The 17,654-nt window shown below is 32.3% G+C and carries 16 protein-coding genes and 1 tRNA gene; 8 read left to right on the top strand and 9 right to left on the bottom strand.

Features of this window, described 5'->3' with window-relative positions; all coding sequences use genetic code 11:
- Window positions 1-213: 213 nt before the first annotated feature.
- The 7 genes from PBN93_RS03595 to PBN93_RS03565 all read right to left on the bottom strand — a co-directional run bounded on the left by PBN93_RS03595 (window position 214) and on the right by PBN93_RS03565 (window position 3,302).
- On the bottom strand, window positions 214-459 hold the full coding sequence (locus tag PBN93_RS03595) for a type II toxin-antitoxin system RelE/ParE family toxin (protein ID WP_271081449.1): 246 nt from the start codon (window positions 457-459) through the stop codon (window positions 214-216).
- Complete coding sequence (locus PBN93_RS03590) at window positions 452-691, bottom strand: ribbon-helix-helix domain-containing protein (RefSeq protein WP_271081448.1); 240 nt, start codon at window positions 689-691, stop codon at window positions 452-454. Before PBN93_RS03590 ends, PBN93_RS03595 begins: the two co-directional genes overlap by 8 nt.
- Before the next feature lie 177 nt (window positions 692-868).
- Window positions 869-1,321, bottom strand: a complete 453-nt coding sequence (locus tag PBN93_RS03585; RefSeq protein WP_100894966.1) for a hypothetical protein — start codon at window positions 1,319-1,321, stop codon at window positions 869-871.
- A 190-nt stretch (window positions 1,322-1,511) separates the two neighbouring features.
- A complete protein-coding gene (locus tag PBN93_RS03580; protein WP_271081447.1) occupies window positions 1,512-2,054 on the bottom strand; it encodes a hypothetical protein in 543 nt (180 codons plus the stop codon).
- 278 nt (window positions 2,055-2,332) lie between these two features.
- Window positions 2,333-2,614, bottom strand: coding sequence for a type II toxin-antitoxin system RelE/ParE family toxin (locus PBN93_RS03575; protein WP_271081892.1), 282 nt, complete (start codon window positions 2,612-2,614; stop codon window positions 2,333-2,335).
- A 16-nt stretch (window positions 2,615-2,630) separates the two neighbouring features.
- Window positions 2,631-2,873 (bottom strand): type II toxin-antitoxin system ParD family antitoxin, encoded by a 243-nt coding sequence (locus PBN93_RS03570; protein WP_271081446.1) that lies wholly within the window; start codon window positions 2,871-2,873, stop codon window positions 2,631-2,633.
- A gap of 356 nt (window positions 2,874-3,229) precedes the next feature.
- A tRNA-Met gene (locus tag PBN93_RS03565) sits at window positions 3,230-3,302 on the bottom strand.
- 241 nt (window positions 3,303-3,543) lie between these two features.
- Between PBN93_RS03565 and PBN93_RS03560 the strand changes: the two genes are divergently transcribed.
- The 3 genes from PBN93_RS03560 (at window position 3,544) to PBN93_RS03550 (ending at window position 7,559) form a co-directional block, all read left to right on the top strand.
- Window positions 3,544-5,022, top strand: coding sequence for a Na+/H+ antiporter NhaC family protein (locus tag PBN93_RS03560; RefSeq protein ID WP_271081445.1), 1,479 nt, complete (start codon window positions 3,544-3,546; stop codon window positions 5,020-5,022).
- A 50-nt stretch (window positions 5,023-5,072) separates the two neighbouring features.
- Window positions 5,073-5,957 carry a GTPase Era gene (era, locus tag PBN93_RS03555; protein ID WP_271081444.1) on the top strand — a complete coding sequence of 295 codons (885 nt, stop codon included), beginning with the start codon at window positions 5,073-5,075 and terminating at the stop codon, window positions 5,955-5,957.
- Between the two features lie 84 nt (window positions 5,958-6,041).
- Window positions 6,042-7,559: a choice-of-anchor I family protein gene (locus PBN93_RS03550; RefSeq protein WP_271081443.1), complete on the top strand. Its 1,518-nt coding sequence runs from the start codon at window positions 6,042-6,044 to the stop codon at window positions 7,557-7,559.
- Between the two features lie 61 nt (window positions 7,560-7,620).
- Here the strand turns inward: PBN93_RS03550 and PBN93_RS03545 are convergent, their stop codons facing one another.
- Window positions 7,621-8,121, bottom strand: a complete 501-nt coding sequence (locus PBN93_RS03545) for a GTP-binding protein (RefSeq protein WP_077398863.1) — start codon at window positions 8,119-8,121, stop codon at window positions 7,621-7,623.
- A gap of 78 nt (window positions 8,122-8,199) precedes the next feature.
- On the opposite strand from PBN93_RS03545, the gene der reads away from it, so the two are divergent.
- The gene (gene der, locus PBN93_RS03540; protein ID WP_077398860.1) at window positions 8,200-9,504 is read left to right on the top strand and encodes a ribosome biogenesis GTPase Der; all 1,305 of its coding nucleotides are present in this window, start codon (window positions 8,200-8,202) and stop codon (window positions 9,502-9,504) included.
- Between the two features lie 39 nt (window positions 9,505-9,543).
- Here the strand turns inward: der and PBN93_RS03535 are convergent, their stop codons facing one another.
- On the bottom strand, window positions 9,544-10,569 hold the full coding sequence (locus PBN93_RS03535; RefSeq protein WP_077398858.1) for a LacI family DNA-binding transcriptional regulator: 1,026 nt from the start codon (window positions 10,567-10,569) through the stop codon (window positions 9,544-9,546).
- 189 nt (window positions 10,570-10,758) lie between these two features.
- Here PBN93_RS03535 and PBN93_RS03530 point away from each other — a divergent pair, with 189 nt between their 5' ends.
- The 4 genes from PBN93_RS03530 (at window position 10,759) to PBN93_RS03515 (ending at window position 17,587) form a co-directional block, all read left to right on the top strand.
- Window positions 10,759-13,353 carry a TonB-dependent receptor gene (locus PBN93_RS03530; RefSeq protein ID WP_271081442.1) on the top strand — a complete coding sequence of 865 codons (2,595 nt, stop codon included), beginning with the start codon at window positions 10,759-10,761 and terminating at the stop codon, window positions 13,351-13,353.
- A gap of 83 nt (window positions 13,354-13,436) precedes the next feature.
- Window positions 13,437-14,738 (top strand): MGH1-like glycoside hydrolase domain-containing protein, encoded by a 1,302-nt coding sequence (locus tag PBN93_RS03525; RefSeq protein WP_271081441.1) that lies wholly within the window; start codon window positions 13,437-13,439, stop codon window positions 14,736-14,738.
- A gap of 13 nt (window positions 14,739-14,751) precedes the next feature.
- Window positions 14,752-16,398 carry a sodium:solute symporter gene (locus tag PBN93_RS03520; protein WP_271081440.1) on the top strand — a complete coding sequence of 549 codons (1,647 nt, stop codon included), beginning with the start codon at window positions 14,752-14,754 and terminating at the stop codon, window positions 16,396-16,398.
- 1 nt (window position 16,399) lies between these two features.
- On the top strand, window positions 16,400-17,587 hold the full coding sequence (locus PBN93_RS03515; RefSeq protein WP_271081439.1) for a glycerate kinase: 1,188 nt from the start codon (window positions 16,400-16,402) through the stop codon (window positions 17,585-17,587).
- Window positions 17,588-17,654: the final 67 nt, after the last annotated feature.

Below are 17,654 nucleotides of genomic sequence, written 5' to 3'. Positions count from 1 at the left end.
AGAACATAAATCATATTAAAAAAGGAAGTATTGGTCACCACTTATAACACTAGTGCATAAAAAAGCTCATAGAACTTGTTTTAGAGTGTATGAGCTTACTATAATAATGCATTAAATAATGAAGAATTTGTTTTAGCTTAGTTCTTTGTTGTGTGCAGTTTTTTTAATTCCGTTATAATTTTTTATTCAAATCTTGTCTTACAATTATTGTCACTATTTCAACAATATTTTATTGACCTTATAATAAATACTATCAACACCGCACGTGCAGCGTCTGTATCCTTCTTTTATATAGTTAACAGATTCAAAGGAAAAAGGACGTTTAGCGATGATGTCAAAATATTCAAAAAAAGACTCAAAATATTTGTCATCTTGGGTTATCCCGAATTTTTTAACTCCGTAATGGTGAATCCGAATTAAGTCATTTTTTGCTTCATTTGTCAGCTTGTATTTAGCCATTAAGCATAGACTTTGATTGAGCTAAAATACTTTCTTTACTATCACTTGTAAATCCACTATTTTCAGCTTTTTCAATTTTAGCTCTAACCCAGTCAATTTGAACTTGTTGTTTTCGTGCTTGTCTAATTAAATCGTTAATTAATTCGCTTTTGCAAGAATATTCTTTATTGTCTACTTGGGCTTTTAACCATTCATTGTTTGGCTTTATAAATGATATACTTTGTCTCGACATAATTTATTTGATGTAAAAAAACACCAAAAATGAATCACATCCAAATTTTGGCTAGCAGTCTCGACTATGGGTAGTTGCTTGGTTTAGCACTTAACTTTGTAAGTATCCGAGAATAAGCACAAACTTAAATTAAGCGCATAAAAAAAGTTCATAGAACTTGTTTTTAGTTTAGTTGGTTTAAATCTGAAGTTTATAAAATATGTCAAAAGAAGAATATCCAATTAAAGAGAAAAGACTTATTAAGAAAAATAATATATTTAATTTTCCAGAAATTCTATAAATCCATTTAGGGGATATATTTTCAAAGTCAGAAATTGTTTCAGTCATTCCATCCACCAGTTTTATTGCACGTTGAATCTGAAATTTCTTTAGACGGTCTAAAATGTTTATTTCAGCATATAGATGAATTAGGGAAAAAAGGATACCCATTCCAAGTGATGATAATGAAATCAAAAAAATAACAGACTTAATAATATGTTCTTTTTGGTCTGTCTTAAAAGCTATTAGTATTCCAAAAAGTCCAACAGATAATGTTAACAAGGTTTTAACCCAGGAATAATGCTTCTCAAGTCTTTCTTTTTGAATATCTTTAATATGGTTTATTTGCATTATTGCTTCATCTTGTGTCATAAGTATGAGTGTTAAATGTTTGTAAACGGTCTCGGCTATGATTTGTTTTTGAGGAACGAAAAAAAATAGATTATATACTTTATTATCAAACTCTTTTTAATCTCTGTTCTTTTGGCAGGAGAAAACGATTTACTTGGGATTAATGATAAATGTAAAACTTTCTTTACTTGAGTTGGTTTTGTACTGACCATTATCTTATTAGCAACGAAAGGAAATATCCTAAAAATATTCCAATGGTTATTATAAATCCTAAATACCATTTGTAGGCTTTTATTAAGTTTATGACTAATAATTGTTCCTTTAGACTTCTTATAGTTTTTTCATATTTCAAATTATCTATTTGTAACTTTTTTAGTTCCGTTTCTAAATTTTTATACTCATTATTTTTATATAAGTAATTTTTTAAACCATTGGCGTTTATAACATCATATCCTTTTTCGCTTAACTCAAATTGGATTTCTGTTCTTACTTGAATATATCCCATTGTTTTACAATAGTTAATAGACTTTCTTCTCAAATCAGATAGATCTTTATGTATAACACATAAATTATCATTAGACATCCATTCTAGCAAATCATCAATATCTTTATATTCCTTATCAGTCATTCCCTTTTTTATTTTCTCCCCAACAGTGGTTTTAAATGTTTGGTAACTAGTTAGTAAATACAATAAATTGAGTTTATTCATCCATATTGGCACAATAAACGCAAATATTGCAGTTTGGTTGCTCAATTTCAACACAATGTAAAACTATTTTTTTATGTTCAATTACGGAAATGTGTAATTGGGTATAATTTATTTATAAATGATATAAAATTAGTTGTAGGTAACTTTTCTATTTTAAGTGTAAATAGAAAATATGTGCAAAACAGCATAATAGGGTAGAGCACCAAATTAAGTGCATAAAAAAAGCTCATAGAACTTGTTTTAAAGTTTATGAGCTTACTATATTAATGCTTTAAAGTAACCAAGAATTTGTTTTAGCTTAGTTCTTGTTGTGTGCAGTTTTTTTATTTCAGTCCTTTTTTAATATCCATTCTTTGGTGTAAAACTCTAACTATTTCCACAATATCATTCTCCACTTTTCTATAAAAAATCAAATGGGATTTTATTTTAGTCACTCGATAATTCTTTCGAGTTTGTTCTGCTGACTTTCCAGTCATAAAGTTGTCAGCAATAAATTCAATTTCCGTAATTATCAAGTCGTAATATCTGTCAGCTTGTTCTTTAAACCATTTATTAAGCGTATAAATCCAAATTTTATCTAAATCCTTAATCGATTGTTTACTTATGCGATATTTTTTTTACTCATAAGTGTTTACGATGTAATTCTTTCAAATGTTGTTTTGGGTCAAAATTTTCATCAAATCCACTATTTTCCCCAACTTCGAGAGCTTTAATTAGTTCCCTTTCCTTTTTTTCTTCACGTTCTAACAAGCGTAAAGCAGAACGAATTACCTCGCTAACAGAACCATATCTTCCAGAATTTACTTCTTCTTTTATGAAATTCTCAAAATGATTTCCGAGTGATATTGATGTGTTTTTTCCCATTTTGACTATATTTTTACTCAAGTATACCAAATCTTGGTAACGCGGACAAATTGCACACAACTAGTTGGTAATCGCAATTTATTGGATTTACTAACCCATAATGGTTTAATAAACGCACGTTTCTATTCTTGCTTCCTAATTTTTACACAATGTAAACCTATTTTTTTTGGTTCAATTACGGATATGTGTAATTGGGTATAATTTATTTATAAATGGTATAAAATTAGTTGTTGGTAACTTTTCTATTTTAAGTGTAAATAGAAAATATATGCAAAACAGCATAATAGGGTAGAAGTGCCTATTTAAATTTAGCGCATAAAAAAAGCTTCACATTTCTGTGAAGCTTTTAAACTTTGTAGCGGGAACTGGACTCGAACCAGTGACCTTCGGGTTATGAGCCCGACGAGCTACCTACTGCTCTATCCCGCGATTTGCGTTTCCAAAATAAACATCTTAGCTTTTAACTCTCAGATCATAACTGCTGACCGTTATATTTCGGACTGCAAATATACAACCTTTTTTCTATCCAGCAAGCCAAAATCAAAATAATTCTAAAAAATATTTACTTAGCACTTTTTAGTCTGTTTTTTTGACGCTTAAAACAGCTAGTATTCTATAAAATCTTACTATTTTGTAACGTTTTATAAAACCTTTACTAAATCTATTTTTTATGGATAATTACGGCTGGCTATCAATACTACCTCCAATAATTGCAATTGTACTAGCATTACGTACCAAACAAGTATACATAGCTTTGCTTTTTGGCATATGGTTTTCGTGGATTATTATAAACGATTGGAACTTTTTAACTGGTACTTTAAGCGCCATAGAAGGTATGGTAAATGTATTTAAGTCGGAGGGCAATACAAGAACTATTATGTTTAGTGCCTTGGTGGGTGCTTTACTTTTATTTATACAATACTCTAAAGGTGTAGAGGGTTTTATCAATCAGCTTAACAAAGTAATTGCGTATTTTGAAAAAAAACAAACAGGCTACAGCAGAGTAATTGTACAATTGCTGGCATTATTAACAGGTATTTTATTGTTTGTAGAAACCAGTATAAGCTCTTTAACAGTAGGTACGTTGTATAGGCCAGTTTTTGATAAGTTAAAAATACCAAGAGAAAAATTAGCGTACATAGCAGATTCTAGTTCTGCGCCATCATCTATACTAATTCCTTTTAATGCGTGGGGAGCTTTTATTATGGGCTTGTTGGTTACACAAGGTTTAGAAAATCCGTTTGGGTTAATGCTGTCATCCATAGCATATAACTTTTATCCAATTTTAGCTATTGCAATAGTAGTAATTGTAATTGTGTCTAAAAAAGATATTGGTCCTATGGCCAAAGCAGAAAAAAGAACCCGAGAAACAGGTAAGCTTTTAAACGACAATTCTAAACCTATGTTGTCTAGTGAGGTTACTTCGTTAGCACCAAAAGAAGGTATAAAAGCAAAGGCGTATAATATGATTATTCCTTTGGCTACAATGGTATTTATGATGCCTATAAACTTGGTGTACACAGGTTGGGGTAATGTTACAGATGCAGTATCAACATCAGACCATATATTTAAAGCAATTGGTCAAGGATCTGGATCTTCTTCTGTATTATACGCAGTATTAACTGCTATTTTGGTAGCAATGGTGTTGTACAGGTCTCAAAAAATAATGAAAACCAAAGAAATGATAGATTTGGTTTTAAAAGGTATTAGTGAGCTTATGCCATTAGCACTATTAATGTTATTAGCATTTGCAATTGGCGATGCTTGTAACGAGTTGGGTACAGGTAAATTTGTAGCAGAATGGTCTAAAGACTGGTTGTCTCCAGAGTTTTTACCAGCTATAATATTTGTAATTAGTTCTTTTATAGCATTTTCTACAGGTACATCATGGGGTACATTTGCAATAATGATGGCTATAGCAATACCAATGGCAGAGGTACACCAAGCGCCAATAACGTTAGTAATTGCAGCAACTTTAGGTGGTGGTATTTTTGGTGATCATTGTTCACCTATATCAGACACCTCAATAATATCGTCTATGTCTTCTGCAAGTGACCATATAGATCACGTAAATACACAGTTGCCTTATGCCTTAATTGGTGGTATTGCAACCATTATATTATACTTAATTTTAGGGTTTGCATTGTAGTAAAGCCGCACAATAGTGTACCTTTGCATTTTAAATGATAAAATAGTAAAATGACTCATAAAGCCGGATTTGTAAATATTATAGGAAACCCAAATGTGGGTAAATCTACTTTAATGAATGCCTTTGTGGGCGAAAAACTGTCTATTATTACCTCTAAAGCGCAAACTACAAGACATCGTATTTTGGGTATTGTTAATGGTGATGATTTTCAGGTAATACTTTCTGATACTCCAGGAATTATAAAACCAGCTTATGAATTGCAAAGTTCTATGATGGATTTTGTAAAGACTGCTTTTGAAGATGCTGATATTCTTATTTATATGGTAGAAATAGGAGAAAAAGCATTAAAAGATGAAGCGTTTTTTAATAAGTTGAAAAATAGTAAAATACCGGTACTATTATTATTAAATAAAATTGATGCCTCTGAGCAAGAAAAACTAGAGGAGCAAGTACAATACTGGCAAGAGCAATTGCCAACAGCAGAAATACACCCAATTTCTGCCTTAATGAACTTTAATATAAAAGAGGTTTTTCTTAGAATTATAGAGCTGTTGCCGCTGTCTCCTGCGTACTACCCTAAAGACCAGTTAACAGATAAGCCAGAACGTTTTTTTGTAAACGAAACTATTAGAGAAAAAATACTTCAGTTTTATAAAAAAGAAGTTCCTTACGCTGTAGAAATAGATACCGAAGAATTTTTTGAAGACGAAGATATTATTAGAATGCGTGCCGTAATTATGGTAGAAAGAGATTCGCAAAAAGGTATTATTATTGGTCACAAAGGTTCTGCTTTAAAAAGAGTAGGTGTAGAGGCACGTAAAGACTTAGAAAAGTTTTTTGACAAGCAAGTACACTTAGAGCTTTACGTTAAAGTAAATAAAAATTGGCGTAGCAATGCAAACCAGTTAAAACGTTTTGGTTACAATAAAGGCTAAAAGCTAACCTTTCTTTGTTTTTAAGTTTACAATAAAGTTATATTACATTATCATTTTTGGGAGAACTATATAATCAACCTGAAAATGAAAAAATATGTATTAAGTGCTGCATTATTTGTAGCGCTGTTTATTTCTTGTGATAAAGATGATAACAGTGGCGGTGAAACTCCTATAGATACTTCTGCCTTAACGTTTAATAAAATAGGAGGTTTTACCAACGGTACCGGAGATGAAGGTTTTGCAGAAATTAGTGCTTATGACAAGGTTTCTAAAAAACTATTTGTAGTAAATCCTAATAATAACGAAGTTTCGGTTTGGGATTTATCTTCACCAGAATCACCATCTAAATTAGCTCCTATTGCTTTAAACGGTACACCTAATAGCGTAGCTACTTATAATGGCGTGTTAGCGGTTGCTGTAGAAAATGCAAACAAACAAGCAAATGGGCAAATTGTAACTTACAATACAAATACTCAGGCTTTAGAAAACACCTATACTACGGGTGCTTTGCCAGATATGGTAACTTTTAGTCCAGATGGTAATTATATTATATCTGCTAATGAAGGCGAACCAAATGATGACTATACGGTAGATCCAGAGGGTTCTATTACTGTTGTAGATTTAAAAAATAATGAGGTAGCACAGTTAGGTTTTGCTGGTTTTAACAATCAAAACATAGGTAATAATTTTAGAGTATTTGGCCCGGGTGCAACTGTTGCACAAGATATAGAGCCAGAGTATGTAGCGGTTTCTAACGATAGTAAATATGCGTATGTTTCTTTACAAGAAAATAATGGTATAGCTGTAGTAAACTTAAGCTCTAAAAGTATAACTCAGGTTTTTGGTTTGGGTGTAAAAGACCATATGTTGGCTGGCAATATGTTAGATGCAAGTAATAAAGATGATATTGTTGGTAATTTTAAAAATTGGCCAGTAAAAGGTTTTTATATGCCAGATGCTATAACGTATGCATCTGTAAACGGAGCTGGTTATATTATTTCTGCTAATGAAGGAGATTCTAGAGATTATGATGGGTATTCTGAAGAAGAACGTGTTAAAGATATAACCTTAGATCCAACAACTTTTCCTAATGCAGCAGACCTTCAATTAGATGAAAATTTAGGTAGACTTAAAATTACTACGGCAAATGGTGATATAGACAATGATGGAGATTTTGATGAGCTGTATTCTTACGGTGGAAGATCATTTTCTATATGGAACACAGATGGTACTTTAGTTTACGATAGTGGAGATGCTATTGGCAAAAAAACATTAGAAGTTAATGCTGCTTATTTTAATGCAGATGAAGGCGAGGCAGATGGCAGAAGTGATGACAAAGGAGCCGAACCAGAAGCGGTGGCTACATTAAAAATTGAAGATACTACCTTGTTATTTGTTGGTTTGGAGCGTACAGGTGGTGTGTTGGTTTATGATATTAGCAATCCTGCAGCTCCAGAATATGTACATTGGATTTTTAACGGTAGTGATGTTGCTCCAGAAGGTTTAATTACAGTTTCTGCAGAAGATAGTCCGTCTGGAGAAAACCTTGTAATAGTTACCAATGAGGTTTCTAACACTGTTTCAATTTACGAAGTAAAATAAGTTGTAATTTATATTCTAAAAAAACCTTAGTGGCTACGCTTAGTAGTTGTTAAGGTTTTTTTTATAAAGTACATTTGGCAATAGTTTGTTGCATAAAAGTATAAAGTTCAGTCATTTGTGGTTGTCCTTTTTGTTTTCCTATACGACCAAAAAAGTACAAAGACACCCAAGTAAAACTCATAAAAACAATACTGCTAAGTTGTAAAAAATAAGGTTTGTGCAAAGACCAGTTTGTGTATCCCCAAACGGCAAAAACTAAAATAGCAATTGCTAAGGCAAAATGTATAAACATAAAAAAGGTCCATAAAGATGGGTTGGGACCAAAAACACCATAAACTTTACAGCTCTCCTTACTTGTACTAAGTATTTCTAAATGAAGTTGTGGAGACCAAAAGTGAATGTTATTGGGTTTAATTTTTAAAAAGAGGTGTTCATCTAATCGGTTGCAAGTAATATGGTTGCTAGCTGTTTTTTCAAATTCATTTAAAATTGAAGAGCTAGATAAGTTTAATTTTAAAACAAATCTTGGTCGTAAAACAATGTTGTTAGGTAATGTTTTCATGATGTAAACAGATAGTAAACAAAAAGATACTGTTTTTCTTCAGATATTAATAGTACTTTTGCAAAAAAATAAAAGAGAATGAGTGCTATTGTTGCCATCGTAGGAAGACCAAATGTAGGGAAGTCCACTTTTTTTAATAGATTAATTCAACGTAGAGAAGCAATTGTAGATGCCGTAAGTGGTGTTACAAGAGATCGTCACTACGGTAAAAGTGATTGGAATGGGGTTGAGTTTTCTCTAATAGACACTGGTGGGTACGTATTAGGAAGTGAGGACGTTTTTGAAGCAGAAATTGACAAGCAAGTAGAGTTAGCTATAGATGAGGCAGATGCTATTATATTTATGGTAGATGTAGAGTCTGGCGTAACTGGTATGGATGAAGATGTTGCTAAATTATTGCGCAGAGTAGATAAGCCTACATTTTTAGTGGTTAATAAGGTAGATAATGCTAAAAGAGCAGAGGATGCCGTAGAATTTTATTCGCTAGGTTTAGGAGATTATTTTACAATTGCAAGTATTAACGGTAGTGGTACCGGAGATTTGTTAGATGCTGTTGTAAAAGTACTTCCAGAAAAAGAAAAAGAAAACGACGATTTGCCAAGGTTTGCTGTAGTTGGTAGACCAAATGCCGGTAAGTCTTCATTTATAAACGCCTTAATTGGTGAAGAGAGGTATATTGTTACAGATGTAGCAGGTACTACCAGAGACAGTATAGATACAAAATACAACAGATTTGGTTTTGAGTTTAACTTGGTAGATACTGCAGGTATACGTAGAAAAGCCAAAGTAAAAGAAGATTTAGAATTTTACTCTGTAATGCGTTCTGTTAGAGCAATAGAGCACGCAGATGTTTGTATTTTAATGTTAGACGCCACTCGTGGTTTTGATGGTCAGGTAGAAAACATTTTTTGGTTAGCACAGCGTAATAATAAAGGTATTGTTATATTAGTTAATAAGTGGGATTTGGTAGAGGACAAAGAAACTAATACCATAAAAGAATACACTACACGTATTAAGCAAGCCATAGCACCTTTTACAGATGTGCCTATAATTTTTATATCTGTACTTACTAAGCAACGTATTTTTAAGGCTATAGAAACTGCTGTAGAGGTGTACAATAATAGAGCAAGAAAAATACAAACACGTAAGTTTAATGATGTTATGTTGCCTATTATAGAAAATAATCCTCCGCCAGCATACAAAGGTAAATTTGTTAAAATTAAGTTTTGTACGCAATTACCAACTCCTTATCCGCAATTTGCATTCTTTTGTAACTTGCCACAATATGTAAGAGACCCGTATAAGCGCTTTTTGGAAAATAAATTAAGAGAGAACTTTAATTTTGAAGGAGTTCCAATTTCTGTATTTATGCGTAAAAAATAAATAAAAACACAAGTATATTTAAGTTTAGTTGTTAGCGTTTTACCCAGTAAAGGTAGATTCTCTAACAACTAAATTTGTTTTTACCTCTATGGTTTTAGTTATCATAGCTTCCTTAGGGTTTAAAACCTCGTGTAGTAAATAGTTAACAGCAGTTGCCCCTATTTTACTTCCTGGTTGGTTAACACTTGTAAGGCTAGGGGTAATAATTGTTGCTTTAGTAGAGTTGCTAAAACCAACAACAGCAATTTCATCAGGAATTTTAATATTGTGCTCTTTTAAGGTTTGTATGGCTCCAATTGCTGCATTATCAGTAATAGCAAAAATGGCATCGGGTTTATGGTCCATTGCGGTAATTTGTTTGGTTATTCTTTTTCCGCTTTCTAAAGTAACAGCTTCTGCATTAAAAATTAATGTATCATCTAAAGCAATATTAGACTCAGCTAAAGCACGTTTGTAACCACTAAACCTCTTTTCAGAGTTGTAAGAGTTATCTGTTTCTTTTAAAATAGCAATTCTTTTTTTTCCTAAACCAACTAAGTGCAGTACCGCATTGTATGACGCTTCTTCTTCATCAATAACAATTTGTGTACACGGTATTTTGTCAGATACCTTATCAAACAATACCAAAGGAATACGGTTTAAAATACCCAATATACCATCTATAGATTTTGTTTTTCTTGCCAATGACATTAAAACGCCATCTACACCAAACTGTATCATAGTTTTTAGCATTTCTAATTGTTTTTCCTCGTTGTTCTTAGATTCAGATATAATTACTCTATAACCTAAAGATTCTGCTTGGGTTAAAATACCTTTTAAAATTGTAGCAGTAAAACTGTGGCAAATATTAGGTACAACAACTCCTAGGGTGTTTGTTTTTTTTGCTCTAAATCCTTTAGCAAATAAGTTGGGTATGTAGTTTAATTCTTTGGCTAGGTCTTGCACCTTTTTAATTGTAGCCGGACTAATATCTGGATGATTGTTTAATGCTCTGGAAACTGTTGATACAGATACATTTAGTCTTTTAGATAGCTCTTTTAACGTTATGTTGCCTTGTTTAGCCATTTACTTTGGGGTTTGTAAGTTAATATAGTCAAAAAAAAGCATTTATGCAATCGATTGCACAAACGTTTGCATTGTTTTATTGTAATAAAATTGCTTAAATATTATGATTATCATTATAAATTTACTTTGCAATTGTATTATATATAAATAACTGACTACAAACTTAACTTAATTAAAAACTCAACAAAAATGAAAAATCTAATTATTGCATTTGCATTAATGTTTAGCATTCCAAGTGTGTTTGGTCAAACAGATATTTCTGGTACGGTTAAAGATGCAGATGGTGTTCCAATAGATGGAGCAAACATTATTATTAAAGGCACAAGTGAAGGAACAACATCAGATTTTGATGGAAACTATACGTTAAGCACTGGTTTAACTGGTTCGCAAATAGTAAGAGTAACATATATAGGATATACTACAGTAGAAAAAACAGTTAATTTATCTGGATCGCCAGTTACATTAAACTTTATTTTAAATGCAGACGGACAACAACTAGATGAGGTTTTACTTACAGCAACATCTACAAAAAGATCTCAAAAAGAGACGCCTTTATCTGTAACCTCTTTAGGGGCAAAACAATTAGCAAAAGTAAATACAAGTAGCCAGGCAGATGTGCTACGTAGTGTACCAGGTATTACTGCAGAAGGTGGTGGTGGTGAGGTTGCATCTAACATTTTTGTTAGAGGTTTGCCTTCTGGTGGCCAATACCAGTTTAACCCATTACAAATAGATGGTATGCCCGTGTTAAGTACATTTGGTTTAAACTCATCTGCACATGATGTGTATTTTAGGAACGATATAGGTATTAAAAGTTTAGAATTTGTACGTGGAGGATCATCAATATTATATGGTGTAGGTTCTGTTGCAGGTATTATAAACTATACAAGTATTACCGGTACAGTTCAGCAAAAAACTACATTAAGAACCGAGTTTGGTAGCAATTCTAGGTACAAAGCAGATTTTGTAACTAGTGGTCCTTTGGGAGGAGAAGATTCTAAAACCTTTTATACATTATCTGGTTTTTACAGGTATGATGAGGGACCAATTATTACTGGTTTACCAACAGAAGGTTTTCAGTTAAGAGGTAATATTAAGCACGTAACAGAAAAGGGTTCAATTACAATTTCTGGTCAGTATATAGATGATCAGGTACAGTTTTTTTTGCCTTACCCATTAGAAGGTGGCTCTAGAGAAAGACCTTATGGTAATGATGGTAATGAAATTTTTACGTTACAAACAGCTGCAGCTCAAGACATATCTTACAGAACTCCAGACGGTATTTACACATCTCCAATACAAGATGGTGTGTCTACTAAAGGATCTTACATAATGGCAGATTTTAAGCATAAGTTTGATGATGCTTTTAAACTAGATGCAAAACTACGTTACTCTAAATATGCGCACCAGTTTAATTTATTTTTAGATGGTAGCGGTGTAGGCGGAGCAAAAGTTGTAGAAACACAGCAAGAGTATTTAGATGCTAGAGGTTTAGCAAGTGGAGATTTTACTTATTTAAATGGGCAACCTTTAGCTGCAGATGCATTACTTTTTGAAAACCGAATTTTAGATAGAGACAGACCTTTGCGAGAGCTTATGGCAGATATTAAACTAACCAAAACAGTAGGTGTGCATAACCTAACCTTTGGTACATTTTTTTCTAGATCAGAGGCAGGAGATTTTAATGTTATAACAAGGTATTTAGGAGAATACAATAATAGACCTAGCTTGGTAAATGTTTCTGGTTATAGTGTAAACGGTGTTACAAACAGAGGTTTAGCATATACAAACCGTAACATTTCTAGTAATAAAATAGCAGCTTTTGTTGCAGACGAAATTAAGCTAGATCGTTGGAATTTAGATTTTGGTATTAGATATGAAAGAGCCTCAGGAGATATAGAAAATGAAGGAACAGCATCCTACCTAGTAGATAATACGGGTATTGCAGGTTTAGATAACGTTACTTGGGGAGACGGGAGTTATACAAGAGGTCATGTGTATGCAAATGATTTTGCTGTGGCAGCAGCGGCATTATATAAAGTAAATGATAATTTAAGTGTGTATGGTAACTTCTCTAGAGGGTATTTTTTTCCAGAATTAAGAGGTACAAAGTTTGATGCATTGGGCAATCCATCATCTTACGATACAGAAAAAATTCTTCAAGGAGAATTAGGAATTAAGTACGGTGTTCCTGGTTTTTCTGCAACAGCAGCTATTTATGATGTTAGTTTAAAAGACAGACGTTCGGTTAGTTTTATTAACGCTCCAGGAGGTGGGTTTACAGAGGATGTAGACAAGCAAGACTCTAATACATATGGTTTTGAAGGTACTTGGAACTGGAGTTTTGCAGATAATTTTGCTTTTACAGGGTCTTTTACATACCAACATCATGAAATTACAAAGTCAGAGAACGATCCAACAATAGAAGGAAATGAATTAAGAAGACAACCAAATATTATTAGTGCTTTAGGTGTTAGTTATGATGATGCTAAGCTAGATGCTAGTTTTGATTTTAACTACACTGGTAAAAAGTTTACTAATGAAACAAATACAATAGAATTAGATGCTATAGGTATATCTAACCTTAATTTAGGATATACATTTAGTTTAAGTGAAGAGGGAGAAACATTAAGGATAGGTACGCAAGTATTTAACCTTTTTAATTCAGATGGTATTACAGAAGGTTCTCCAAGGTTAGGTAACAACCAAACAGATGAGGAGTTTTTTGTAGGTCGTCCTGTGTTGCCAACAAGAGTATTTTTAAATGCAACATTCAAATTTTAAGTTAGTAGTTTTTTGTTTATAATTATTAAAAAACACATTGGCGGATGTCAGTGCCGCCAGTGTGTTTAATTCAACATTTTTTTATGAAAGAGAGGTTAATATCACAAGCCATTAATGTATTAGAAGAAAATTTTCAACCAGGAGGATTTACAATTCCGTGTAAAGGATTGTACCCTTTTCAATGGAAATGGGATAGCGGTTTTATAGCAATTGGTCAGGCTTATTATGATGTGTCTAAAGCAAAACAAGAAATTGCAACATTACTAGATGCGCAATGGGATAATGGTTTTATACCACACATTGTTTTTCATAACGAGAGTGATACTTACTTTCCAGGGGCAGATGTTCATCGGTCAGACTTAAGTCCGGTATCATCTAAAAAGTACAAATCTACAGGTATGACACAGCCTCCTGTAACTGGTTTTGTACTAGAAGAAATGTACAGAATAGCAAAAGACAAAGAAGATATGTTTGGTTATATAAAAAGCCAAATAGATAAGGTTTATGATAATCATAAATATTTTTATAAAAACCGAGATGTTAATGATGAAGGTCTAGTTTTTATTTACCACAATTGGGAGTCAGGTACAGATAACTCTCCTATTTGGGATGATATTTGGGAAACTATGAATCCGCCAGAGTATACTTTTGAACGTAGAGATACTACACACGTAGACGCATCACAAAGACCAAGTAAAAGAGAGTACGACCACTACCTGTATATTATAGAAATAGCTAAAGAAAATAACTATAATGATGCTAAAATTGCAGAATTATCTCCGTTTTTAGTTTTAGACCCATTATTTAATGCTATGTTAATAAGGTCTAACCAAGCATTAATTAACTTGTATACGCTAATTGGTGATAATGATGATAAAATAGCACAGCTTGTAAAGTGGCAAGTAAAAAGTATTAAAGGGTTTAATAAAAAACTTTGGGATAAAAATTTAGGTGCTTATGTACATTATGATTTAAGAAGTGATAAGCCTATAAGCTTTGTTACATCATCTTCTTTTTCTCCATTGTTTGCTAATATACCAAGCAAAGAAAGAGCAGATATATTGATAAATACAATGATGACAAAGTTTGGAGGAGAAGATAAATACCTATGTGCGTCTTTTGATCCAGAAAGCGACCGTTTTGATCCTAAAAAATATTGGAGAGGTCCGGTTTGGATAAATATGAACTGGATTTTGTTCTATGGTTTAAAAAATTACGACTACAATAATTTAGCAGAACGAGTTAAGGATGACTCTGTAGAGCTTATTGAAAAATTTGGTTTTTATGAGTACTTTAATTGTAAAAAAGGAACAGAAGATGCAGGCTACGGTGGAGGTAATTTTTCTTGGAGTGCAGCACTTTTAATAGATTTTTTAAATAATTAACTAAAAACAAGGTATGAACTATGTAGACTATGCAATTGTTGGGCTTTACCTTTTTGGGTTCTTGGCAATGGGCTATTTCTTTAAGGAAAACAAAGACTCTAAAGACTACTTCTTAGGAGGTAAAAGTCTTGGGTGGTTTCCTTTGAGCTTGTCTACTATGGCAACACAATTGTCTGCTATTAGTTTTATCTCTGCACCTGCTTTTGTTGGATTAAAATTAGGAGGAGGGATGAAATGGTTAACATTTGAATTTGCTGTTCCCCTAGCAATGATCTTTATAATGGTCATTATAGTCCCTCCTTTATTTAGGTCTGGTGTAGTTAGTATATATGAGTTTGTAGAAAGGCGTTTTCATTCTTCTACTCGTATGCTCTTAAGTGTGGTATTTTTAGTAAGTAGAGCTTTAGCTACGGGTGTAATGGTTTATACTATTTCTATAATATTACAAGCTGTTTTAGATATAGATTATGTGTATACAGTATTAATTATAAGTGTAATAACAATAATTTATTCTTGGCAGGGAGGTATGAAAGCTGTTGTTTGGGGAGATGCCATACAAATGATAATTCTTTTTGTAGGTTTAATTGTATGTCTATTTTATGGTTGGTCTTTGCTAAATGCTCACGGTGGTTTAGGCGAAGGTTTTGCTCCAGAAAGGCTTCAGGTTGTAGATTTTAACTGGGGAGTGGGAGAAGGTCAAGAGTATGGTCTATGGCCAATGTTAATAGGTGGTTTTTTTCTATACGCATCATACTATGGGTGCGATCAAACACAAGCGCAACGTTTATTGTCTGCTAAAAATGAGTCTACTATACGTAAGCTATTGCTAGCAAATGGTTTGTTACGCTTTCCTGTGGTATTGTTGTATTGCACAATTGGTTTGGTAGTTGGTACCTTGGTTGTTAAAGCACCAGATTTTTTAAATGATATTGCTGTTATGACGCAAAAGTATTTCCCAGAAGAATTTGCAGCAACAGGAGCAAAAGCAGATTTAATGATTCCTATTTTTATAACTAAATATTTGCCTCATGGATTAATTGGTTTGTTAATGGTAGGTATACTTTCTGCGGCAATGTCTACGTTAAGTTCTACTGTAAATTCTTTATCTGCCGTAACCGTTGAAGATTTTTTTAATAGAGGTTCTAAAAAAATATCATCTAAAAAATACATATTAGTTTCTAAAATGTCTGTAGTTTTTTGGGGACTTGTATGTATGGCTAGCTCATTTTTATTTGGAGGTAGTAAAAGTGCAGTAATAGAAATTATTAATGCAATAGGCTCTGTTTTTTATGGTCCTGTTTTGGTTACTTTTTTACTAGCTATGTTTTCTAAAAAAGTAAATTACAAGGGTATAAATGCAGGTATTATAATAGGTGTTTTGGTAAATCTTATTTTTTCTAAAACAATGCAAAATATTGTAGGTATAGATTTAGGTGTACATATTTTTTGGATTTGGTTAAATTTTACAGGTGTATTACTTACCTTAAGCATTAGTTATCTAGTAAGTTATTTAACAGGGTGGCAAAAAAGTAATACAGGTTTACTAATAAATGTATTCCCTAAAAAGTCAGATTTTTTAATAAAAGAAGTATATATATTATTAGGTTTTTTTAGTCTAATATTAATTTTAAGTTTTTTAATTCCCCAAATATATAGTTAGTATGAATTATTTAGTTATACCAGACAAATTTAAGGGCTCGCTAACGGCTAACGAAGTAATACAGTCTATTACTAATGGTTTACATCGAGTAGACAAATCTCCTTCGGTTAAATCAATTTTAGCTTCAGATGGTGGTGATGGTTTTTTAGATGCCGTTGCATGTAAAATTATGGTTCAAAAAATATATGTAGATACACTAAACCCTATAGGAGACAAATTACGAACATATTACCTTTACAATAAAGATACTAAAACAGCTTATGTAGAGTTAGCAAAAGCATCTGGTTTAGAGTTATTAAAACCAAAAGAACGTAGTGCTAAAAACACATCTACCTTTGGTACAGGATTGCTTATTAAAGATGCTATAAAAAAAGGGGCCATTAATATTTATGTAGGTTTAGGTGGTAGTGCCACTACAGATGCAGGTATGGGCTTGGCAGCAGCATTGGGTTATTCTTTTGTTAGTGAGGAAGGAATGTTACTAAATCCTATAGGAGATAATTTATCTAAAGTATTTAAAATAGAGCGTAATGCTACAGTTACCATATTAAACCGTATTAAGTTTTATGCCGTTAATGATGTAGAAAATCCGTTGTTTGGAGAAAATGGTGCGGCTAAAGTTTATGCAAAACAAAAAGGGGCTACAGCAAAAGATATAGATAATTTAGATAAAGGCTTAGAATATTTTAATTCGGTTGTAAAACATTCTTTATTACTAGATCATTCATTTGTGCCAGGAGCTGGTGCAGCTGGTGGTACTGCTTATGGTTTAAAAACGTTTTTTAATGCAGAGTTTGTTAATGGAACATCATTTTTGCTAGAATTGGCAGGTGTACCAAAAATGTTTAAGAATAAGAAAATAGATTATGTTATTACAGGAGAAGGTAAAATAGATAGCCAAACTACTAACGGAAAATTGGTAAAAGGTGTAGTAGATTTAGCAACTAAATATAATGTGCCAGTAGTGGCTATTTGTGGTAAGCTAGATGCTAACCAGATAGAGCTAGATGTAATGGGATTAAAAAATGTTTTAGAAATTTACAGCTCTAAAAAGGGGTTAGAATACAGTATAAAAAATGCAGCAAGTTTAATAGAAGAATCTATTGCTAATTTTTTTACCAATAACAGGCGTAAAACACAAAAAAAAGTTAACGTAAGTAATCTCTTTACAAAATTTAATATATTTTAAGAGTTTGTGTAAGTTTTTTAGGTTTTCTTTAAGAAGCATAGTTTTTGATAAAATTACATTTGTCTTT

Origin of the sequence: Cellulophaga omnivescoria, assembly GCF_027915275.1 — a bacterium.
GTDB lineage: Bacteria > Bacteroidota > Bacteroidia > Flavobacteriales > Flavobacteriaceae > Cellulophaga > Cellulophaga omnivescoria.
Note: the sequence above shows the minus strand (reverse complement) of the source record. Positions and strands in the feature narration are given on the sequence as shown.